Below are 22,947 nucleotides of genomic sequence, written 5' to 3'. Positions count from 1 at the left end.
CACCCAATTAATTGAACATTTATTGGATATAACAGCCTCAATTCAATTCAAATTGATACAGCAGATCAACCGCACTATCTAAGCCAGATACCGCTTCCACATACAAATCCGTCATTAAACGATAGCGAACGGTAAATTCCCCTACCGAGTTAAAAATACCTACCCCGTATTTTACTTGCAGACCCGGACGAATGTAACCACTCACCGTCACCTGAGAATCGTCCCCCGAGCCCGCTGTATCAAGTGTTAAATCTTGAACGCCAAAAGCACTACCGATTTGGCTGACCACTTTACCACTTTTTGCAAGACTCAAACCAATCAATGCCGTTGTCATCGCATCACCACCAGTTTCACTGTCAATATCTTGCCCACGTAGTAAGTACGACAAAGCATTTGCTTGTGGCATGCTCGGCTCTGAGAATATCGAAACAAGTGGCTCGTTCGCAGGTCCTGTCACTTGCACACCCGCAATGACGTCATCTTGAGTGTTTTCTGGATTACGAATCGCTTTTATAGACAGATATGGCTGATCCACAGGACCATTCATTAGAATCTTACCTTCTTGAATCACTAAATCCTGACCAAAGGAGCGATACTTACCGTTCTGGATATTGATCTCACCGTTAACCAGTGGCCCCTTATCCTTTTGAACAACGTTGACACGACCAACCAAACCGCCTTCCAGTCCAAACGCCTCTAACTTGAAGTCATCACCAATAGTAATCGACACATCCGTTTCAATATCAAACGGCAGCGTATTCTGCTCACTTACTGGCGTTAAGTCCTCATTCAGTAAAACCTGATCTTTTGACACACTCACCGCACTTGGTGGTAATTCTTCGACAACGATTCGCCCCCAAGGAAGCGCGATATTCCCAGTAACTTTAGCCAACTTTGGCTGCATGTTCAGTGTCAGATCTGGTACAACTTTAACTTTGACTATTGGTGGCAAATCCACCAGCAACGATTTGGCAAAGACGTGACTATTCACTTTCCAATCATCAAGATTTTGCCAGTCTGCATCTCCTGTGATCTCGAGTTCACCATCTTGTGTCAGCACATTGGCATTTAAACTTGCCTGATAACCTTTGAAGGTCAAAGTGACCAGACCTGAATCTACTTCTACCGGAGAAATATCGCCTTTCACCTGAATACCATCGACGCTGAGCACACCATCAACCCGTGGATGAAGCATGTCGCCTTTAAACTTGAGGTCAGATTCAATATTCGATTTCAGGGAACTGTATTCACCCACCAACGGCGAAAGAAAATCGAGGTTAAACGTGGAGAGCTTAAGATCTCCTTCCATACGTTTGTTTTCTTTGGTGACGTCCGCAATGATAATTTTCCCAGACAAGTCACCGTTGTCCGTCATATCGACATTCCAATAAGCTTGAAGCCGATTGCGAATCAAGGAAGCTTGTAGAGAGACCTTATCCCAGCCCACGGTCAACGGTTGATCAAGATTCTGTATCACTGCTCCCTGAGATAAATTCAATTCTAATTTTGCTTGAGGAGGCTGGTTGGCTTGCCATTTTGCCCAAACTTTTGCATTTGCCTCTCCATCGATATTGGTATCTGGCGGCATGAATGCTTTAACTTGAGAGAAATTAAACTGGTTTACAGAAAGCTGAACTTCACCGCTTTCACCAATGGTGGATGACTTGTCCAAACATACCGATGAACTACTCTGAGTCCAGCAGTGCGCCGTGATCGTGGCATTCTGTTTATCAATATCCACATTGGCCTTCATCGGCTTGTCTAATGCCCAGATACCTTGCTCGGTTTCTACCGTCATGCGGTTTAACTGACCATTCCACAACAGCGAAGGTTTATCTTTCAGACCGCCTTGAATATTTAAACTGGTTGATAGAATGTCGGATTTCACATCCAGTGTAAGTTCGTGCTTTTGCTGTTCACCACTAAAATGCATCGCAATAGAGTTGATCAATTGATCCTGATAAGCAGCATCAGTGACCTTAAGACGCAACTCTGCTTGCGGTTTAGGCAATGGCTTCACATTGCCCGTTAAAGTAACGTGCTTCACCTTGGCGTCTTGCTGCCAAGCGATAGAGTCTGCATCCAAAGACAGTTTGATTTTCGGCTCGCTCATTGCGCCACGCAGCAATACATCACCAATCACTTTGCCTTTAAGATCCGGCACGCTTTTAGACAAATCCGGTAAGTTAAGTGACAAAGACATTCGCCACTCTTTATCTAGCTTACCTTTAGCCGTAACCTTATTCGGGCCGTGAGCGAGATTGATTCCCTGAGTAGTCACCTCATATTGCCCTTTGCCTGAAATATCTGAGGCATCTATTTGTCCATCCAAATGCAACGGATAATCACGCACTAAACCATTCACGGATAGTTGAGGCACTTTCACTATCCAACCACCTTGGCTAGTCAACTCGCCCGAGGTTTCTATTTCACCACCGACAACACCTTCCGCTTCCGGCCACTGCAGACCAGGCTGAATTTGATTCATATTCAGCTTGGCTTGCCAATTAATCGGCTGCTCCCAGTTGGTTTTTATCTCACCGAGAACACGTCCACCGAGTGTATCAATTTGGATATGACTTAAGGCAATTTCACTTAAATTCCCCTCACCTTTGGTGTCAATCGCAACATCTGGCAGCTCTTTCCCCTTCAGTTGCCCGACTAGGCCAAGCTGATAGTGCTCTAGCGAACCTTTACTATAGAGATGGGAAGCATCAATAAAGTAATCCCCTTTACCAACCAGAGGCCATTGCCCGTGCAGATCTTTGATGTCGATATCAAACGGTAATTGAGGATCAAGAGGCTGCAATTTTGCTTTAATACTGGCTTTGGCCAGTTCGGTCAGTTCCGCTTGTACACTTAAATCCGCCACACTGCCTGATGCTCTCAAGCTCAGAGCTTGTCCTTTTGCTTCCGCTAACTTGACTTTCGAAGTCAAATCTAACGACAGAGAGTAGCTATCTTTAAGTTTTACTTTTGTTTTTAACTGCGCATCCACCTCTGGCGTATCAAGTTCCAGTGTGTCGACAGAGACATCGTATTGATAAGCCTTAGCTTTAAGACCAAGATGATTCACCACCACTGGTGTTTCTTGGTGAAGAGTGAAGTGATTGATGTCCAAGCGCGACAAATCAATTCTCAGCGGTATCAATACATCCGGTAATTCGATCTTCTGTGGTTCATTTGGGGATGCTGGCTCTGCTTTTTCTTGGGGTTCAGCTTTTTCAGTCTGTGGCTCGTCTTGGCTTTGCGCCAACGTCACATCAATATCATTCCATAAGGTTTTGCCAACGGTGAGGTTGTTCCCCTGAAACGATGCTTGAGTGGAGAAGTGCTGCCAAGCAATATGGTTACCTAACACATTCAGCTGAATATCTTTTAGAGATAGGCGATTAAGCCGAATAGGAACAGGCGTTGTGATGTTGGTTAGCGGCTCTGAACTCGCTTCCTCTTCCGAATCTGTTGTTTCAGGTAAAGTAGGTAATGAGAATCTCAAACCGGAAAGGCTGATGTCATTGATGCAAATCGAAGGCTCTAAAAAACAGTTCGCATTAATGGCGAGCGTCGCACTTTGCAGTTGCATATCAACATTCAAAGTGGGATCAACAAAGCTCACTTCATTTAGAGTAAATCTTGGAAACAAAGAACCTTGGGTTGATTTGACTTCGAGCTGTGGAACAAATTGATTCACACCCCACAATGCGAAATTTAAACCAGTATTGGTAAACAGAAGTCCAGCGATAGCGAATACCAGTATCACTACCAGTGCTATCAAACTAAGCGATATCCATTTGCTCCATTTCAGAGCCAGCTTCATCATAACTCTGGCCCTAATGAGAAGTGGATTCTGAAACGCTCACCGGGGTCAGATTCTAGCCCCCATGCGAAATCGAGACGAAGTGGCCCCACAGGTGATACCCAGCGAACACCAAACCCCGTACCCGTTTTCCATCTGGGCGTGTAATCAAACGCATCACCGCCATCGACGAATACGGCTCCCCACCAGTTACCTGTTAAGCGGTATTGATATTCCACCGAACCAGTTGCCATATATTTGGCACCCGCAAGCGCGCCGCTAGAATCCCGAGGCGAAATCGACTCATATTCATAACCACGTAAGTTATTGTCACCACCGGCGAAGAAACGTAATGAAGGTGACAGTTTATCGAAGTCCTCAACAAAGTTTGCTCCCCCACCCATTCGGAATACACCACGATGATTTTCACCAGCAGTGCGAATCCAAGACGTGCCAGCCAACACCCGTACCACATTAGTTTCTGACACAAACGAATCTGAACCATATTCAATAGTAACGGTTTGCTTGTCACCCCATGTAATCAGTGAACCACTGTTGCGGGTTCTGGTTCGACTAAAAGTAAAACCGGGTAACACAAACTGTCCCACATCATCAAGCACACCTTGTTCATAGCTTTCGAGAAGGTAACGAACAAACATGGTTCGGTGCCAACCACTGTCCACTAGCCAATGTCTTTCTACAGATAAATTGGACTCCAAGCTTTGCGTATCGCGGTTATCGACTTTTTTCAAACCATACTGAATCCGGTAATACTCATGCAGAACATCTTCCAGCGGAATTTTATAACCCGCGGTAATGTACTGCTCTGGTTCTGAAATAGAGAAACTGCTGTCAAAGCTGTGTCCGCGTGAGTTGATCCAAGGTTTCTTCCATTTGAATGTACCTCGAGGGCCAACGTCTGTGGAGTAACCAATACCCGTTTCAAATTTATTTCGCGCTTGCGGTGAAACTGAGACTTTCATCGGCAGCTCTCGGCCACCGTCCAAATTATTTAAGTCAGGCTCAACAAATACTGAAGAAAACCACTCGGTACTCGATAGGTTCTGGTTGTGCTCCCCAACTTTAGAAACCAAATAGGGATCGCCTTCTTTGTATGGTTGCAAAGAAGCAACACGATTTTCATCGATTTGACTGCCTTCTATGCTCGTCGCGCCAAATTGATAACGAATACCACTGTCGTAATGCAGTCGCACAAACGCTTGGTTTAATTCGGGCGCGACCTCCAGACGGCTAGTCATATACTTGCCGTTGAAGTAGCCTTTTTGTAGAGCAAGATTACGTAATGACGATTTTAAACTGTCGTATTTACCGTGATTTAGCGGCTCGCCCTGCTTAAGACCACTTTGACTAATGACACGAATAAAATCAGGGTCGTTTTCGGCTTCACCAGTGATGACAATATCAACCAACTCTAATCGAGTGACTTCACCAGCATAGACATGAACGGCCAGCACGTCCTCCGACGGTTTCACTTCAAAACTAATTTTTGGGTGGTAATAACCAAGTGCGTTGAGTGCTTCTACGATGTTTTTTTGCAGGCGAGATTGAAAACGCAACTGAGTCGAATACTCAGATTCTGGAATTGAAGAGAGATAAGCATCGACGTTATCTTTTAGCTCATTTTCTAAGCCATCAATCTCCAAGCTAACCTTGGCGAAAGAAGCAGCAGAAAAGAGTAAAGCGGCGAATAGCACTGGTAATGATTTTCGTCTCATGCTTAATTATGGCGTCGTATACTAGGCTTATTGTTGAGCAATAATGAAATCATACCGCCAATGCTCATAATAGTCTGTATGAAATCAGTCAATTATCAGGTCTATAGCTATTAATTAAAAAATAATCATCGCAAGCCTGTATTTTCAAACCCAGCGTTTAAAACAAAGGAAGTTCCATGTTAGACAAACAAACTATGGTCTCGGCAGATTCAGCACTGCCTGGACGTGATACTCCAATGGCTATTGAAGACACTCACTTTGTCAATCAATCAAGCTTAAGCGCAGCACCAAAAAATGGCGAAGAGCAAATCTTAATTGGCATGGGCTGTTTTTGGGGTGCTGAACGCCTGTTTTGGGGCTTAGAGGGTGTCGTTTCAACTTCCGTGGGCTATTCAGGTGGTTTCACTCCAAACCCAACCTATGAAGAGGTTTGCACTGGACATACTGGTCACACTGAAGTTGTGCGTATCGTTTACAACCCTAGTATTCTGCCGCTAAAACAGCTGCTTAATCATTTCTGGGAGCGCCATGACCCTACTCAAGGTATGCGACAAGGCGGCGACTTAGGTACTCAATACCGTTCTGCAATTTATGTGTACAACGAAGAGCAAAAGTCTGTTGCGGAGCAAAGCAAAGCCGAATATCAAGCTCTTCTATCAGAGCAAGAGCAAGCGCAGATCACCACAGAAATTCTTCCAGCTGGTCCGTATTACTATGCTGAAACTTACCACCAGCAATACCTAGCGAAAAACCCTCAAGGCTACTGTGGTTTGGGTGGCACTGGAGTGTGTTTCCCGCCAAGTTTGAGTGAGTAATTACTCTTTTCAGACCAAAAAATTGCAGGCACCGTCCTGCAATTTTTACTTCTGCTTAAAATAGACTCAAAATTCTATGCTATACATTCTGTGCTTATTATAAAGGAATCAAACACATGAAAATGAAAGCACTACTGCCGTTTATCCTAGCTTGCTCTCCAGCGATCGCGTTTGCACACAACATTCAACTGAATAGCTCTGTGCCAAACGTGAAGGTAGAAAAATACGGTGAAATACTGGTTGAAGGTAAAGACACCACTTTCCAAGCTTGGAATAGTGAACAAATGAAAGGTAAGGTTCGCATCATCCAAGCCATCGCAGGCCGAAGCGCAGCAAAAGCGATGAACGCGGATCTTATGGCGGCAATTACCGCTGCTCATTTTCCAGAGCAAGCGTATCAAACCACCACCATCATCAATCAGGATGATGCTATCTGGGGAACGGGCTCTTTTGTTAAATCTTCAGCACAAGACAGCAAACTTGAGTTTCCTTGGTCATCAATTGTTTTGGACGAATCTGGCAACGTAGCGAAGAGCTGGGATCTTCAATCTGAGTCATCCGCAATCATCGTTCAAGACAAGCAAGGTAATGTTCTGTTTGTTAAGGAAGGCGCGTTAAACGAACAAGAGATCCAACAAGTTTTAGAGCTTGTAAAAACATCCCTTTAATTCTTACCAAGCTGATATCTCCCTACCATTAGGTGAGAAGATTTGTCTTCTCACCTAAATCATCGCTTGCCTGATTTTTTAACTGTTATATTATAACAATTAATTATTTTAACACTGTGATGTCAATGTTCTCGAACCTGCACTCTTTGCGTATCAAAGCCAAGATAGTCGCTATTCCGGCTATCTTGCTAATGGTGTGGCTAAATATTGCATTTATTGAACATCAGCTAGACGCCTCTCCTGCCCATCACAGTGAGCATCATTGCCAACTTTTTGCTTGCGCAAACCAAGCGTTAGCGCAACACATTCCCGAGTTACCCGTTTGGGTTTCTCATAACTACCTTGAATCGGTAACTCAACCTTCCAGACTTTCGATTCTGCATCTAGCATATCTTGCACGTTCACCACCTACTCCAGCTTAATCATTCACGTTTAAAGAAAATCATTACTGAATTTATTATTTTGGAGTTCCCAATGTTTACTAAACCACTATTAGCCGTAAGCATCACTGCAGCATTAACCACAACCGCTTTCGCTCAAGAAGAATTTCGCCAACATGAAGCCCATGTACATGGTCATGTTGAGCTGAACATTGCTCAAGACGGCCACGATCTCCTGATGGAAATCACCGCTCCAGGTGCGGATGTCGTCGGTTTTGAGCATGCTCCTGAAAATGACGAACAAAAAACGGTTCTCGCTAAAGCGTTAGAAACGCTGGGTCAAGCGGATACCGTATTCACCTTGGCTCCCGCAGCAAAATGCCATATCGAAAGTTCGAATGTTAAACACACATTAGGTGGCGAACATGACGATCATGAGCACGAAGGACATGATGAGCATGCTGGACACGACCACGATGAACACAAAGACCATGCTGACCATGACCACGAACATGAAGAAGGGCATCAACACGGTTCATTCACTGCGCAATACAGCTTCCATTGTGATGACATTGCAAAACTGAGCCAAATCGAAACTCAATGGTTTAAGTTATTCCCTGCGACTCAGGAAATTGATGTGAACTTACTGACTGACAAAGTGCAGACCGCTTTGGAGCTCAAACCAAGTAACACCATCATTTCTTTGTAAAGAATCCTTTATAAAATTCGAAATATGGGTAAGCGCTTACTTACCCATTTTTATAGGGAGCAGTGATGTCCAGTATTCAAATCGATTCAAACCAAACGGTAATTGAACTTAATAAAGTGATCTTTCAGTGGCCGAATAGTGATAGCGCAACACTCGACATTGAACAGTTAAACGTAAAAGCAAATGAGCACGTATTTATCAAAGGTCCTAGTGGCTGTGGCAAGTCTACTCTGCTCAGCCTATTAACTGGAATCAATGTCGCGACTCACGGTGAAGTACAGCTACTTGATAACAACCTTACTCAGCTATCTTCCAGCCAAAGAGACCGCTTTCGCGCCGACAACATCGGCTATATTTTTCAGCAATTCAATTTGTTGCCTTACCTGTCTGTGGTGGAAAATATCATTCTTCCTTGCCAGTTTTCCCGTCAGCGTAAAAGCAATGTCACCGGTAGTCTCACTCAAAGAGCCCACGAGTTATTAGACAAACTCCATCTACCCAAATCAGTGCGCGAAAAGCCGGTCATTGACCTCAGTATTGGTCAACAGCAGCGCGTTGCAGCGGCAAGAGCATTAATTGGTGAGCCAAAAATTGTTATTGCGGACGAGCCTACTTCCGCTCTCGACTACGATAACCGCAGCGCTTTCATTGAACTGTTGATGGAAGAAGCCAACCGTGTTGGTTCAACACTGGTATTTGTTAGCCATGACCCGACATTAGAAAGTCTGTTTGAGCGCGTTATACACCTGCCAACACTCAACCGAGCAGGAGGCCAACAATGAAAGTCATCGCTAGCTTAGCGTGGAAAAGTTTACTCAATCGCAAAACGACGGCTCTGCTCACCATTATGACGGTGGCGATTTCCGTTATTCTGCTCATGGGTGTGGAAAGAATTCGTACTCAAGCCAAAAGCAGCTTTGCCAATACAGTGTCGGGAACCGATCTTATTGTCGGAGGCCGCTCGGGTCAGGTGAACTTACTGCTCTACTCAGTATTTCGTATTGGCAATGCCACCAACAATATTGACTGGAAAAGCTACCAAGAATTTAGCCAGCATAAATCCGTAAAGTGGGCGATTCCTATTTCATTAGGTGACTCTCACAAAGGGTTCCGAGTAATGGGAACCAACCAGAGCTATTTTGAACACTTCCGCTATGGAAGTAAGCAACCACTTACTTTTACCCAAGGTAAAGAGTTTAAAGGCTTATTTGAAACGGTGTTGGGCTCTGATGTTGCTAAGAAACTGGGTTATCACATCGGTAGCGAAATTATTATCGCTCACGGCATCAGTGATGTCGGCTTTAGCCGCCACGATAACTTACCTTTCAAAGTGGTAGGAATTCTCGCGCCAACGGGTACCCCCGTAGATAAAACGGTGCACGTTTCTCTGCAAGCCATTGAAGCAATCCATGTAGGTTGGGAATCAGGTGCTCACTTAGGTCATTCACCAGACCAAGCACAACTAGAGCATCGCGATTTTGAGCCGAAACAGATCACCGCAATGATGATCGGTCTAAAGTCCAAAATTCAGACCTTTGCTTTGCAAAGACAGATCAACGAATACCGCAAAGAGCCGCTTAGCGCGATTATGCCAGGTGTCGCGTTACACGAGTTATGGGGCATGATGTCCGTGGCCGAACAGGCGTTAATGGCAGTATCGATTTTCGTTGTTATTGCTGGCTTACTTGGCATGCTAAGCAGCCTGTTAACCAGCTTGCAAGAGCGCAGACGTGAAATGTCGATACTGAGGGCTATGGGCGCGAGACCAAAACATGTATTCTCCCTGCTCGTCAGTGAAGCGAGCGTGTTAACTTTACTCGGAATTACTGTTGGTCTTGTCGGTTTATATGGCTTGCTGGGTCTCGCAGCACCACTGATTGAAAGTCAATACGGTATTCAGATCGAACTCAATGGAATTACCAGCTACGAATGGCAGCTTCTTGCTTATGTGCAGAGTGCTGGCATCTTAATTGGGTTTATTCCAGCAATCAGAGCTTACAGACAATCGCTCAGTGATGGTATGACAATAAGGCTCTAGTCTAGGAACAAATATGAAACAACTGCTTTTAAGTTTTATGCTGGTGCTGCTACCAGCTTTTACAGCAACCGCTCAAAGCGCTGAGGATGTTCTAACTTTAGATTGGATTGACTTGGTTCCCGAAAGTGAACGTAACCAGTTCAATCAACAAGGCATGCCAGCCGCAAATCATGATGGAAATGCTCCAGCACAACAGTCTCAGTTAGGAGCTGTTCGCCCTGAGCTAAATGGCAGCACGGTAAAAATTCCGGGCTTTGTGATCCCTTTAGAAGGGGATGAGAATACGGTGACAGAGTTTTTGTTAGTCCCGTATTTTGGCGCCTGTATTCATGTACCGCCACCGCCGCCAAATCAAATTATTTACGTGAAATTTCCACAAGGTGCACCAATCCAACAACTTTGGGACGTGGTGTACGTGATAGGAACGCTCAAGACGGAATCTGTGAGCGTTGAACTGGCGGACACAGGTTATGTCATTGAAGGCACAGAAATTGCCGAATACGATGACATGTAAATTTTGTTAAAAAATTGAGCACCTGTTTAGTGACTAAACTCTAAGAAATATAGGTAGACAAATATCCCAATACCGATATGTATACCGCAAAGAGTAAAGCTGTCGACAGGTGCTTTTTAAATCTATTATCTTTCCAATACTTCATAAGCACCTCACAAACGCAATAACAATTTTAACAACTTATTATCATTTGTGGTAGCGCAAATTTATGCACATTATTCAATAGTTTCACTAGCCGACTCTACTTTTACAGAGTACATTTTATTCCATGTCTGAAAGTAGCAGCCTCAGGGACCCCATGGCCGAACAGAAACAACCTGTTGTTATTGAACACGAAGCAACAACAGAAAACAGCCAAGACAAAAAATCTAACTATGTAAAAGACAGCGCAAGCCGTATATACGCGATCGCCCAGCAACATGGTATTGATGCTCTGCTACACAAAGTTCCTCCGCAAAAAACACCTTTAGAACGCGCATTAAAGCGTGAACAAGAGATCAAAGCTCAGAAGCAGAAGAATCTGGAACAAATTGTAAAGCTGGCGCATGTTTCTTGTAGAAACGAAACCGCTGGCGATCCAGATCAGGACTGGCTCTACCGTTTCTTTGAAATGGCACAAGACATCCACAACTCCTCGATGCAACGGCTTTGGGCACAAGTACTTAAGCGAGAAACCACTAATCCGGGTTTCACCTCAATGAAGGCGCTAAAAATCCTCAAAGATATGACGCCAAAAGAGGCGCAAATTCTTCAGCGAGCAGCGGCACTTGCATGCAGTTTTGGTACAGATTCAAGTTTGAAGCTTCTGTTTGGGATGAAAGTACCCAGTGGTATGTTCAGCCTCAGCAAAAGAGACTCGGTGACAACCATTAATATCGGTAACCACCATCTTCCCTACTCCAGTTTACTGGTGCTAATCGAGCTGGGACTTGTGCATGCAACAGAGTTGGAATCCGGTGAGATTGAACTAGACCCGCCACTATTGCTCACTTATCAAGGCACCAGCTTATCCTTGCAAGCGTCAACCAAAGGTGTGAGGTTGCTCTACTACCGTTTCAGTCCAACTGGTAATGAGCTGTGTCGACTGCTCGGTCACAAGCCGAACTCCCAGTATTACGATCAGGTGGTCGCAATGTTGAATCAGAAATTTACGGTACATACCGACGTGAAAAGTTCCATTCACCACACCGTATAAAAGAAAAAGTCAGGCTCTAGGCCTGACTTTTTACTTAATGCGATTTCTATTGAAAGATGATTTTTCGTTTTGCCATCTCAGCAATGCATAAATCAACCAGCGTATCGATATTCTCGTCACCTGCGGGTAAGTCAATTTCTGGATCTAAAGGCGCTTCATAAGCGGAATCAATGCCAGTGAAATTGGCAATTTCTCCAGCTCGGGCTTTCTTGTACAAGCCTTTCGGGTCGCGCTGCTCACACACTTCCAGTGAAGTATTCACAAACACTTCCATAAACTCACTTTCAGGCAGCAAATCACGCACCATTTGGCGCTCTACTCGATGAGGAGAAATAAACGCCGTCAATACGATAAGGCCGGCATCCGCCATCAGCTTAGCCAGTTCTCCGATACGACGAATGTTCTCACGACGATCTTGCTCAGAAAAACCAAGGTCTGAGCACAACCCGTGACGAACATTATCACCATCCAGTAAGTAGGTGTGATACCCCAACTGAGCGAGACGCGTCTCTAGTGCACCCGCAATCGTTGATTTACCCGCGCCAGAAAGTCCGGTAAACCAAAGAACGGCGGGCTTTTGCTGCTTTAACTCCGCACGCAGGTTTTTATCTACCGAGTGCTGATGCCAAACGATATTCTCATCTTTAGCACTTGATGAAGAGTCCATAACTTTTTCCTTATTCTTCTGACTGTTATGACTTTAGCAGCTGAGTTAAATCTTTCGCATCCCAATGTGGGAAATGTTTGCGAATCAATGCGTTAAGTTCTACTTCAAATGCAGAGAACTGACCTTGTTGTTGCGCTACATTCTGTAAACTGTCACGAACTAATCCAGCACCAACGGTAACGTTAGTCAGACGGTCAATCACGATGAAACCACCGGTATCCGCACAATCCAGATATTTGTCTAAAGCAATCGGAGCGTTAAATGTCCATTCACACAGACCAATGCCATTCAGTGGTAATTCTTCAGTCTGGAAAGTAGACAGGTTATTGATATCGTACTGATGACGAATAGAGGTAATCTGACCTACGCTCTTCTTACCTGCGATCTTAATATCGTATTCGCGGCCAACTTTGAGTGGCTGCTCAGTCATCCACACCACATCAGCAAGCAGATGGTTGGTTGATTCAACCTGTGCGTTTTCAAGCACGATCAAATCACCACGGCTGATATCAATTTCATCAGCCAGAGTCAGTGTGACTGCTAAACCTGCCTGTGCCGTTTCCAAATCACCATCAAAGGTTACAATGCGCTTAACGGTAGAAGTTTTTCCTGATGGCAACGCTTTGATTTTGTCACCAACACTGACTGAACCTGATGAAATCGTTCCTGCAAAACCACGGAAATCGAGATTTGGACGGTTAACGTACTGCACAGGAAAACGGAATTCACCGCTGCCTTTTTCATGGTCGATATCTACTGTTTCCAATAGCTCAAGCAGCGCAGGACCTTTATGCCAGCCGAGGTTTTCACCTTTCTCAACAACGTTATCTCCCTCTAAAGCGGAGATAGGAATGATTTGAATATCTGTCTCGCCTTGCAGATGTTTAGAAAACTCCAGATATTCTGCTCGAATCTCTTCAAAACGTTGCTGTGAGTAATCCACGAGATCCATCTTGTTGACTGCAACGATGAAATGTTTCAAGCCCAGCAAGTTAGAGATAAACGAGTGGCGACGAGTCTGATCCAACACACCTTTACGCGCATCAATCAAGATAACCGCCAAATCACAGGTTGAAGCGCCTGTAGCCATATTGCGGGTGTATTGCTCATGTCCCGGAGTATCCGCGATGATGAACTTACGCTTCTGAGTTGAGAAATAACGGTAAGCCACATCAATAGTAATACCCTGCTCACGCTCAGCTTGCAGACCATCCACCAGCAATGCGAGATCTGGGCGGGAACCGGTTGTGCCAACGCGCTGGCTATCAGAGTGAACCGCCGCAAGTTGATCTTCATAAATCTGTTTTGAGTCATGTAGCAGACGACCAATTAAGGTACTTTTACCGTCATCAACTGAACCACAGGTTAGGAATCTAAGTAGCGATTTGTGTTGGTGTTGACTCAGGTAACCTTCGATACCGAGCTCTAAAAGCTCTGCTTGAACTGCACTATTCATTCTATTTCCTTAGATCCTTAGAAATAACCTTGGCGTTTTTTCAATTCCATTGATCCAGACTGATCATGGTCGATCGCACGTCCTTGACGTTCACTAGACGTTGCGACTAACATCTCTTCGATGATCTCAGTCAGCGTGTTGGCTTCTGATTCGATGGCTCCCGTCAGTGGGTAACAGCCTAAAGTACGGAATCGAACACTCTTATGTTGAATCTCTTCATGAGGTTGAACTTCCATACGCTCGTCATCCACCATGATCAGCATGCCGTCTCTTTCCACGACTGGGCGAACCGCAGCAAGGTAGAGAGGAACGATTTCGATATTTTCCAGATAGATGTATTGCCAGATGTCCAGCTCAGTCCAGTTTGAAAGTGGGAACACACGAATGCTCTCACCTTTGTTAATCTGACCGTTGTAGGTTTTCCACAACTCTGGACGTTGATTTTTTGGGTCCCAGGTATGGTTCTTGTCTCGGAACGAATACACACGTTCTTTTGCGCGGGATTTCTCTTCATCACGACGTGCGCCACCAAAGGCAGCGTCAAAACCGTACTTATTTAACGCTTGTTTTAAGCCCTGAGTTTTCATGATGTCGGTATGTTTTGAAGAACCGTGCACGAACGGGCTGATGCCCATTTCGATACCTTCTGGGTTCTTATGAACCAATAGCTCAAAGCCGTATTTTTCTGCTGTCGCATCTCGGAACGCGATCATGTCGCGGAATTTCCAGTCAGTATCAACATGGAGAAGAGGGAATGGGATTTTGCCCGGATAAAACGCTTTACGTGCCAAATGAAGCATCACGGATGAATCCTTACCGATGGAATACATCATCACTGGGTTTGCAAACTCCGCAGCAACTTCACGAATAATGTGAATGCTTTCGGCCTCAAGCTGTTTTAAATGGGTTAAGCGTTGTTGATCCATTTTGCGTGCTTCCTTTTAGCTGCCTTATGGCTTGGCGGACTTTTGGTTTATAAAATTAAACAGCCCGACCAATAATTGTATTTATGCGTATTGATACTGTTCTTGACGTGTTGAGCTGTCGTTAAACCATTGAAGTTTGTCTGCCAAGGCCACCACTTCACCAATCACAATCAACGAAGGAGACTGGGCATGAGTGGCAAGCTGAGGTAATTCACTTAGTTGACCGCGAAACACTTTCTGGGATGACTGAGTACCACGTTCAATAATCGCGATCGGTGTTGATGCATTTCGACCATGTTCGATAAGCTGCTGAGCGATGGTGCTCGATTTCATCAACCCCATGTAAATCACTAAAGTCTGATTACCTCTTGCGAGCGTAGACCAATCCATATCTGCCGCTTCAGCTTTGAGATGACCAGTGACAAACAGAGCAGACTGAGCAAAATCACGATGGGTGAGAGGTATGCCAGCATAAGCGGTTGCTCCTGCTGCTGCGGTGATTCCCGGAATGACTTGAAACTTGATTCCCGCTTCAAACAACACTTCCAGTTCTTCACCACCGCGCCCAAACATAAATGGATCGCCACCTTTAATGCGAACCACTCGGTGACCTTGCTTAGCAAAATCCACTAACAGTTGATTGGTTTTTTCCTGAGGAACACTGTGGTGACCAGCACGCTTACCAACACAAACCAAGATGGTGTCCGTTGGCACTAAAGCCATGATGTCGTCAGAGACGAGGTAGTCATACAACACCACATCAGCCTGTTGCAGTAAGTTAAGCGCTTTAATCGTCAGCAGTTCTGGATCTCCCGGACCCGCACCGACTAATGCCACTTCACCCGCCTGAAGCTGGCTGCGAGAAAGACTCGTCCATTTGCTTTCTGGTGCAGCGCCATCAACAGCGACTAAGCGTGTTGTTTTCTGCTTTGGCAGCGTTGAAACGTTTTCTGAGCCAGCCATGATTGTCATCCTTTACCAATTGATGAAAGCATTATGGTGGCTTCTTCTTATTACCTGAAATTCTAAAATTTCATTTTTTATTCGAAAAACTGATAAGTAGTTGGCATGGGGAGGCGGCAAAGGGGAAAAGAGCTTCTATATTAAGAAACTAGAAATGTGACATCTTGGGGCGAAATGGTGACAACTGGCACCATTTCGCAGCATTTGAATGCTCAACCTCACACTTTTATAGAATATGAAATCATTGTTTCATAATAACTTGATACATTTATCGAGTTATCACTTTCCTAATCAATTGGAGTACACAATGACAGTTGCAGTCAAACCTCTATCTATTGCCATTTTAGGTGGTTTGTTGACCATGGCCGGTCCCTCTATGGCTGATACCATCAAACTACGTATTATCGAGACAACTGATATTCACACTAACGTGATGGATTATGACTATTACAAAGACAAACCATCTCAAAAAATTGGTTTGACTCGAGCAGCAACGTTAGTCAAGCAAGCACGCCAAGAAGCAACCAACAGCATTCTGGTTGATAACGGTGACTTGATCCAAGGTAGCCCAATGGGTGACTACATGGCAGCAAAAGGCATTAAAGCTGGCGAAGTTCACCCTGTCTACAAAGCGATGAACCAACTCTCTTACGATGTGGGTAACATCGGTAACCACGAATTTAACTATGGTTTAGATTTCCTGAAAGAAACCATCAACGATGCCAAATTCCCTTATGTCAACGCCAACGTTTACAACGCATCGAATGGTGAGCATCTGTTCCAGCCATACATCATTAAAACGCATACTTTCAAAGATACGGATGGCAAAGCGCACGAAGTTAAAGTCGGTTACATCGGTTTCGTTCCACCACAAATCATGGTGTGGGATAAGAAAAACCTTGATGGACGTGTGATTGCTCGCGATATCAAGAAGACAGCTGAAAAGCTGATCCCAGAAATGAAAGCGAAAGGCGCAGACATCATCGTTGCGATTCCACACTCAGGTATCTCAACTGAAGAGTACCAAGAAGGCGCGGAAAACTCGGTTTACTACTTAACCAAAGTAAAAGGCATTGACGCTATTGCATTCGGTCACTCGCATGCGGTGTTCCCAAGTAAAGAATTTGCAAAAGTTGCTGGTGCAGACATTGAGAAAGGCACCATCAATGGCGTAACTGCGGTAATGCCGGGTCGCTGGGGTAGCCACGTAGGGGTAATGGATCTGACGCTTGAGCAAAAAGATGGCAAATGGGCAGTAACCAATGGTCAATCTGAAGCTCGTCCAATCTTTGATAAAGCGAGTAAGAAAGCTCTGGTTGAAGCGGATGCAGGTATCGTAAAAGCACTTGAAGCAGACCACAAAGGTACTCGCGAATTCGTTAACCAGCCAATTGGTAAATCGAATGACGTAATGTACAGCTTCCTAGCGTTAGTACAAGATGACCCGACCATTCAAATCGTCAGCTTGGCACAAAAAGATTACGTAGAACGCTTTATCCAAGGCGATCCAAACCTTGATGGACTACCTGTCCTTTCTGCTGCTGCACCGTTCAAAGCGGGCGGTCGTAAGAATGACCCATCTAACTTTACTGAAGTAGAATCGGGTGAACTTACGTTCCGTAATGCAGCGGACTTATACCTATACCCTAATACGCTAGTCACATTGAAAGTATCAGGTAAAGAAGTTAAAGAGTGGCTGGAATGTTCAGCGGGTCAGTTTAAGCAAATTGACGTGAACTCTAGCAAGCCTCAATCACTTATCGACTGGGATGGCTTCCGAACTTACAACTTCGACGTGATCGATGGCGTAAACTACCAGATCGATATCACTCAACCTGCGAAATACGACGGTAACTGTAAAGTTATCAATCCTGATTCTCAGCGTATTGTTAACCTGACTTACAAAGGTAAGCCAATTGATACTGCGCAGACGTTCCTGATTGCGACAAACAACTACCGTGCGTACAGCAACAAATTCCCAGGCACAGGTTCTGATTTCATCGCATTTGATTCACCGGATGAAAACCGTACAGTGGTAGCGGATTACATTGCTCGCGTAAGTAAAGAGCAAGGCGAAGTAACACCAAGCGCTGACAACAACTGGTCATTTGCGCCAATTAAGTCTAAGACCAAACTGGATATTCGCTTCGAAACTTCACCAAGTGAAAAAGCAGCGAAATTTATCAAAGAGAAAGGTCAATACCCGATGGAGTTAGTGGGAACTGACGACGCAGGTTTCGGTATTTACCGTATCAATCTACAAAAATAAACGTAGATTGCTGTAAAATATCAGCCGCAGCACACGCTGCGGCTTTTTTATTTGCAGTGAACAAGCGATGGCAACGCAAGGACAGGAAATGACTCCACAAGAACAGGCTATCTATCAAGACTTTATTCTTCAGATGCAAGATTACAGACTGGATGAAAATGAGGCTTTAGAACTATTCGAAGCATCATCGATACTTGAACTACCGACGCGCCATATCTTAGTCAATCAAGGTGAGCAACTAAGTCATGTGTATTTTGTTTTTGAAGGTGTATGTCATGCCAGTTACCTGACATCTCAAGGTGACACTCTAAGTAAAGAGTTCGTCTGGGGACAAGAGTGGATTTTAGACTGTGAAGCTATAACTCAATATTCACCCATTCCTTATTTGCTCGAAACCCTTAGCCCTGTGACACTCATTTGTTTGCCTGTAGAGGTCTTTCAGCATTGGCGGACAACACTGCACCCAATGTACGTAAAGCTACTAGAAGTACAGCTGATTCATAAAGAGAATAAAGAAAGGTTTTCGTTGCTCTATACACCTGAACAACGTTATCAAATCATTGCTCAGCAATTTCCGGATTTGATAGAGCGGCTTAGTGACCATCACCTCGCCGCCTATTTAGGTATTACGCCAGAGACATTAAGCGATATCATCGCTTAATCAGCGTATAAGAATATTACTTAACGAAACGAGCTCGGAACTGACGCCCTTTCATTTTGCCGTTAGACAATTTGCTCAATGCCTTTTTCGCGATACCTTTCTCAACTGCCACATAAGAACGCATGGCAGATAAGTTAATTTTGCCGATGTGAGCGGCAGAGAGTTCACCGTCAGATGTCAGCGCACCTAAAATATCTCCGGCACGAACTTTTTGCTTCTTACCACCATCAATTTGGATCGTCACCATTGCAGCTTGATACGGTGCTGTGCCTGCTGGCTTTTGCGGCAGTGGCGTAGGTTCGACAGCGATATCCATGTACTCATCAATTTGAGCCACTCGGTACATCTCTTTGTCACTAAAGAAGCTAAATGCCAAACCTTTACTTCCCGCTCTACCAGTACGACCAATACGGTGTACGTGGACTTCTGGGTCGCGAGACAGCTCAAAGTTGAACACAGCGTCTAAGTTATCAACGTCTAAACCACGTGCCGCCACATCCGTTGCAACCAGAATTGAGATACTCTTGTTGGCAAACTGAACCAAAGCTTGGTCACGTTCACGCTGCTCCATATCACCGTGTAGTTCAATCACACTAAAACCACGATGATGAAGCTCATCAGCCACATGCTGCACTTCACGTTTGGTATTACAGAACACCACTGAAGATTCAGGCTGGTACTTTAGTAACAAGGTTTCTAACGCATCGTCACGAGCATCGCTGCCTTCGACTTTATAGAAATACTGCTTGATGCTTGATGTGTCGTGAGTTGCCGCCACTTTAATCATCAGCGCATCATGCGTCACTTTCTGCGCGATCTGCTGAATTGAATCCGGATAGGTCGCACTAAACAATAGAGTCTGACGCTTAGCCGGAGCTTGATCAATGATCGCTTCTAGCGCATCTTGGAAACCCATATCGAGCATACGATCCGCTTCATCCAACACGAGAGTATTCAACTCACTGAGATCAATTCGATCTTTGCTTAGGTGATCAAGAATACGTCCTGGTGTTCCCACCAAAATGTGCGCGCCATGCTCCAGAGAACCAATTTGCGGCCCCATTGGCATGCCGCCACAAAGCGTCAACACTTTGATATTGTGAATAGTACGAGCAAGGGTACGAATATCGGTTGCCACTTGATCAGCCAATTCGCGAGTTGGACACAGTACCAATGCCTGAACTCGAAAGCGTTTTACGTCTAAGTTCGACAGAACACCCAGTCCAAACGCGGCGGTTTTACCAGATCCTGTTTTTCCTTGGCCAATGACATCCTGTCCTTTTAGAATCGCTGGCAACGATTGTGCTTGTATCGGCGTCATTTTTGTAAAGCCGATAGTTTCTAGGTTAGAAAGCAATTCTGGCTTTAGGTTTAAAGCCGAAAATGAAGTATCACTCAAGGGGACGTCCTTTGGTTATACGAAAAATTAAGGCGCCTATTATCAATGTTTTTGTGACAAGCACCAATGAATATTCGATTAATTTCAATTAGCGAGCTGGCACATCTGTAATGCTTTCTCCGCTTCTAACTGATAGATTGTCAAACACCAATCATAACAAGGAGTTTGTTGTAGATGCTTACTTGGCAATGCCTTCCATTTTCACAACTAACAACACAACAACTATACGAATTATTAAAGTTAAGAGTTGATGTCTTCGTCGTAGAACAAAATTGCCCTTATCCTGAGCTGGACAACAAAGATCATCTTGACGGTGTATTTCATCTTCTGGGCTACGACAACGATGAAATCGTTGCCTGTGCACGACTGCTAGCAAAAGGCGTCAGTTACCCGAGTATCAGTATCGGGCGAGTGGCGACCAAATCAGGGAAGCGGGGTTCAGGGTTAGGTCATAAGCTACTAGAGGAAGCATTGTTTCAATGTCAGCAAATATGGCCAAATGAAGAAATAGAAATCGGCGCGCAAGAACATTTGGCGGAGTTCTATCAACGACATGGGTTTGTAAAAACATCAGATATGTATTTGGAAGATGGGATCCCACATATCGATATGAAACGCACAGTTATCCCATCATAGAGAACAAATGCCGCAGTGGGCTTTATTTACTGCGGCCGAATCCACCTTCAGAGAGCTTAAAGAACATCACTGACTGACCATTACGCTCAAGCTGCAATATATCCAGATTGCCATCTTCCGCCAGCTTAAAACGGATAAGTTGACCTTGTTGAATATGGCTTAACGGTTTATCTGAACCTTCAATTTTAACTAGTGAATTCAAGTCACTCATCGGCAACTCGTTGATACGGAACACCTGAGAAAGCGTATCTCCTTTCTGTACCGTGTATTCGCGCCAAGCATTCGATTCCAACGGAGAACTGTTCGATGCCTTCTGTTCGCTTAATCCACGAGTATTGATATCCAGTTCCACACGCTTGTTAACCGGCTCAGCAGAATCTGAACTAGCGTTATCTGGGAATGGAATAAAACCAATAACTATCACTAAAGGTATCAACACCATCAGTGCCTTTTGATGAAACTTCGGTAATAGCGACCAAAAACGCTTCAAATTGTCGAGATAAGCCTGCCAATCAATAGCGTTCCACTTATCTTGAGCCAATGCAATGTAATCTGTCTGCTGCTTTTTCTTATGTCGACGGTTCATTTTTATCCGTTCCTTTACTTCGTAGACTCAGTATAAAAACTCAAGAGCCATGAGTATAGAGCCTCACCCGGTTATCTAATAAAGCTTTACACAATCTTGAAGATTTTTCTTTGGGATCTGCGCTTAGTCACACCTTATATGCACAAGTCACCGCAACACAACCGTTCAGTTAGAGTTTATCAAACGAATTGGGTTCTGGCGTTTCATCACTAGCTCGAAACTGGTATCCTTTGGACTTTGTTTATCTTAAAAAGAGTGACATTTATGTCTGAAGTTAAATTTGAAACCGTTGAGCAGAAAGCTAGCTACGGTATCGGTCTACAAATGGGCCAGCAACTAGCAGGTAGTGGCCTAGAAGGTCTTAACGTTGACGCTATTGCTGCTGGTATCGCAACTGCGCTAGTTGGCGACATGCCAGCTATCGAAGTAGACGAAATCAACAAAGCTCTACAAGCAATGCACACTCGTGCAGAAGAAGCTCGTCAAGAAGCAGCAAAAGTAGCTGCAGCTGAAGGCGAAACTTTCCTTCAAGATAACGCGCTACGTTCAGAAGTGACTGTTCTAGACTCAGGTCTACAGTACGAAGTAATTACTGAAGGTACTGGTGAAATTCCATCAGCGGACAAACAAGTACGTGTTCACTACCACGGTGAGCTAGTAGACGGTACTGTATTTGATAGCTCAGTATCTCGCGGTCAACCTGCTGAATTCCCAGTAACTGGCGTAATCAAAGGCTGGGTAGAAGCTCTACAAATGATGCCTGTTGGCTCTAAATGGAAACTGTACATCCCTCACGACCTTGCATACGGCGAGCGTGGTGCAGGTGCAGCGATTCCTCCATTCGCAGCTCTAGTATTCGAAGTAGAACTACTTGCTATTCTGTAATTCAGAATGTTGCGAAATATGATTGTTAAAGCGACGCTCAGCGTCGCTTTTTTTATCTAGACTTAAGATATTCAACTTTATTCGTCCGCGAGAATCAGAATGAAAAAATCCATCATCATCACAGTGCTTGCTAGCACTATTTTCACATCCCCTAGCTACGCATTCTTGGGCAAACTCAGTGAAAGTAACGATCTCTCAAGTATGGTTAGCAGTACTTTATCTCAAACTGAATCTAACTCGGCTTTACTGACACAAATTACCAGTCAGCTACCGGTTTCTGAGACACAAGCCGCAGGAGGTGTTGGTAGCTTATTGGCTCTTGCTCAAAACCAACTTTCAGACTCTAACAGCTCTGAACTGGAATCGTTGTTGCCAGGGCTAAGTCAACTAACCAGCCTGTCAGAATCGAGCAATGCATTTGCCAAAATTGCCGATATGGAAGCAGTGAATAAAGTGTTCAATAAACTCGGATTAGATTCGAGCATGGTTTCTCAATTTGCCCCACTGGTCTTGCAATACTTAACCAGCCAAGGCGCATCTTCAGATTTGTTGGGTTCACTAGGCTCTCTGTGGCAATAACTCTATCCGCTAGCGCGTCACATAAACACATTTGTGACGCGTTTATTACTGCATAGAAAACAAACAAAC

21 protein-coding genes are annotated in these 22,947 nt (G+C 44.6%); 13 read left to right on the top strand and 8 right to left on the bottom strand.

The features are described from left to right. Nucleotides 1-37: 37 nt before the first annotated feature. On the bottom strand, nucleotides 38-3,820 hold the full coding sequence (locus tag HUO09_RS15565) for a translocation/assembly module TamB domain-containing protein (protein WP_188234512.1): 3,783 nt from the start codon (nucleotides 3,818-3,820) through the stop codon (nucleotides 38-40). Continuing rightward, nucleotides 3,817-5,532: an autotransporter assembly complex family protein gene (locus HUO09_RS15560; protein ID WP_188234511.1), complete on the bottom strand. Its 1,716-nt coding sequence runs from the start codon at nucleotides 5,530-5,532 to the stop codon at nucleotides 3,817-3,819. The genes HUO09_RS15565 and HUO09_RS15560 overlap by 4 nt, the downstream gene beginning before the upstream one ends. Before the next feature lie 176 nt (nucleotides 5,533-5,708). Between HUO09_RS15560 and msrA the strand changes: the two genes are divergently transcribed. The 8 genes from msrA (at nucleotide 5,709) to HUO09_RS15520 (ending at nucleotide 11,851) form a co-directional block, all read left to right on the top strand. Continuing rightward, a complete protein-coding gene (gene msrA / locus HUO09_RS15555) occupies nucleotides 5,709-6,347 on the top strand; it encodes a peptide-methionine (S)-S-oxide reductase MsrA (protein ID WP_167411888.1) in 639 nt (212 codons plus the stop codon). Between the two features lie 116 nt (nucleotides 6,348-6,463). Next, on the top strand, nucleotides 6,464-7,015 hold the full coding sequence (locus HUO09_RS15550) for a YtfJ family protein (RefSeq protein ID WP_167411889.1): 552 nt from the start codon (nucleotides 6,464-6,466) through the stop codon (nucleotides 7,013-7,015). Between the two features lie 125 nt (nucleotides 7,016-7,140). Beyond that, nucleotides 7,141-7,437 carry a DUF2607 family protein gene (locus HUO09_RS15545; protein WP_188234510.1) on the top strand — a complete coding sequence of 99 codons (297 nt, stop codon included), beginning with the start codon at nucleotides 7,141-7,143 and terminating at the stop codon, nucleotides 7,435-7,437. Between the two features lie 52 nt (nucleotides 7,438-7,489). After that, nucleotides 7,490-8,104: a DUF2796 domain-containing protein gene (locus HUO09_RS15540; protein WP_188234509.1), complete on the top strand. Its 615-nt coding sequence runs from the start codon at nucleotides 7,490-7,492 to the stop codon at nucleotides 8,102-8,104. A gap of 65 nt (nucleotides 8,105-8,169) precedes the next feature. Next, nucleotides 8,170-8,886, top strand: coding sequence for an ABC transporter ATP-binding protein (locus tag HUO09_RS15535; protein ID WP_188234508.1), 717 nt, complete (start codon nucleotides 8,170-8,172; stop codon nucleotides 8,884-8,886). Beyond that, entirely contained in the window at nucleotides 8,883-10,142 is a 1,260-nt protein-coding gene (locus HUO09_RS15530) for an ABC transporter permease (protein WP_188234507.1), read from the top strand. The genes HUO09_RS15535 and HUO09_RS15530 overlap by 4 nt, the downstream gene beginning before the upstream one ends. A gap of 13 nt (nucleotides 10,143-10,155) precedes the next feature. Continuing rightward, a complete protein-coding gene (locus HUO09_RS15525; RefSeq protein ID WP_167411894.1) occupies nucleotides 10,156-10,656 on the top strand; it encodes a DUF3299 domain-containing protein in 501 nt (166 codons plus the stop codon). Nucleotides 10,657-10,954: 298 nt separating this feature from the next. Continuing rightward, on the top strand, nucleotides 10,955-11,851 hold the full coding sequence (locus HUO09_RS15520; RefSeq protein WP_167411895.1) for a TIGR03899 family protein: 897 nt from the start codon (nucleotides 10,955-10,957) through the stop codon (nucleotides 11,849-11,851). A 46-nt stretch (nucleotides 11,852-11,897) separates the two neighbouring features. Here the strand turns inward: HUO09_RS15520 and cysC are convergent, their stop codons facing one another. From cysC to cobA, 4 genes are all read right to left on the bottom strand, one after another. Next, nucleotides 11,898-12,518 (bottom strand): adenylyl-sulfate kinase, encoded by a 621-nt coding sequence (gene cysC / locus HUO09_RS15515; RefSeq protein WP_167411896.1) that lies wholly within the window; start codon nucleotides 12,516-12,518, stop codon nucleotides 11,898-11,900. Between the two features lie 25 nt (nucleotides 12,519-12,543). Next, nucleotides 12,544-13,974 carry a sulfate adenylyltransferase subunit CysN gene (gene cysN, locus HUO09_RS15510; RefSeq protein WP_042485257.1) on the bottom strand — a complete coding sequence of 477 codons (1,431 nt, stop codon included), beginning with the start codon at nucleotides 13,972-13,974 and terminating at the stop codon, nucleotides 12,544-12,546. Between the two features lie 17 nt (nucleotides 13,975-13,991). Next, nucleotides 13,992-14,900 (bottom strand): sulfate adenylyltransferase subunit CysD, encoded by a 909-nt coding sequence (gene cysD, locus HUO09_RS15505; RefSeq protein WP_167411897.1) that lies wholly within the window; start codon nucleotides 14,898-14,900, stop codon nucleotides 13,992-13,994. Between the two features lie 81 nt (nucleotides 14,901-14,981). Further along, nucleotides 14,982-15,863 (bottom strand): uroporphyrinogen-III C-methyltransferase, encoded by an 882-nt coding sequence (cobA, locus tag HUO09_RS15500; protein WP_188234506.1) that lies wholly within the window; start codon nucleotides 15,861-15,863, stop codon nucleotides 14,982-14,984. Nucleotides 15,864-16,170: 307 nt separating this feature from the next. On the opposite strand from cobA, the gene cpdB reads away from it, so the two are divergent. Continuing rightward, the gene (gene cpdB, locus HUO09_RS15495) at nucleotides 16,171-18,132 is read left to right on the top strand and encodes a 2',3'-cyclic-nucleotide 2'-phosphodiesterase (RefSeq protein WP_188234505.1); all 1,962 of its coding nucleotides are present in this window, start codon (nucleotides 16,171-16,173) and stop codon (nucleotides 18,130-18,132) included. A gap of 109 nt (nucleotides 18,133-18,241) precedes the next feature. Beyond that, on the top strand, nucleotides 18,242-18,793 hold the full coding sequence (locus tag HUO09_RS15490) for a Crp/Fnr family transcriptional regulator (RefSeq protein ID WP_373563703.1): 552 nt from the start codon (nucleotides 18,242-18,244) through the stop codon (nucleotides 18,791-18,793). A 16-nt stretch (nucleotides 18,794-18,809) separates the two neighbouring features. Here HUO09_RS15490 and dbpA read toward each other — a convergent pair whose 3' ends face one another. Beyond that, nucleotides 18,810-20,192, bottom strand: coding sequence for an ATP-dependent RNA helicase DbpA (dbpA, locus tag HUO09_RS15485; protein WP_188234504.1), 1,383 nt, complete (start codon nucleotides 20,190-20,192; stop codon nucleotides 18,810-18,812). A gap of 174 nt (nucleotides 20,193-20,366) precedes the next feature. On the opposite strand from dbpA, the gene HUO09_RS15480 reads away from it, so the two are divergent. After that, nucleotides 20,367-20,828 carry a GNAT family N-acetyltransferase gene (locus HUO09_RS15480; protein WP_167411901.1) on the top strand — a complete coding sequence of 154 codons (462 nt, stop codon included), beginning with the start codon at nucleotides 20,367-20,369 and terminating at the stop codon, nucleotides 20,826-20,828. A 22-nt stretch (nucleotides 20,829-20,850) separates the two neighbouring features. Here the strand turns inward: HUO09_RS15480 and HUO09_RS15475 are convergent, their stop codons facing one another. Next, nucleotides 20,851-21,414, bottom strand: a complete 564-nt coding sequence (locus HUO09_RS15475) for a LysM-like peptidoglycan-binding domain-containing protein (RefSeq protein ID WP_188234503.1) — start codon at nucleotides 21,412-21,414, stop codon at nucleotides 20,851-20,853. A 264-nt stretch (nucleotides 21,415-21,678) separates the two neighbouring features. On the opposite strand from HUO09_RS15475, the gene HUO09_RS15470 reads away from it, so the two are divergent. Then, the gene (locus tag HUO09_RS15470) at nucleotides 21,679-22,299 is read left to right on the top strand and encodes an FKBP-type peptidyl-prolyl cis-trans isomerase (protein ID WP_167411903.1); all 621 of its coding nucleotides are present in this window, start codon (nucleotides 21,679-21,681) and stop codon (nucleotides 22,297-22,299) included. 99 nt (nucleotides 22,300-22,398) lie between these two features. Further along, on the top strand, nucleotides 22,399-22,878 hold the full coding sequence (locus HUO09_RS15465) for a DUF2780 domain-containing protein (RefSeq protein WP_167411904.1): 480 nt from the start codon (nucleotides 22,399-22,401) through the stop codon (nucleotides 22,876-22,878). Nucleotides 22,879-22,947: the final 69 nt, after the last annotated feature.

Source organism: Vibrio sp. Y2-5, from assembly GCF_014596725.1.
Classification (GTDB): Bacteria; Pseudomonadota; Gammaproteobacteria; order Enterobacterales; family Vibrionaceae; genus Vibrio.
This window is presented reverse-complemented; position numbering and strand designations above follow the sequence as displayed.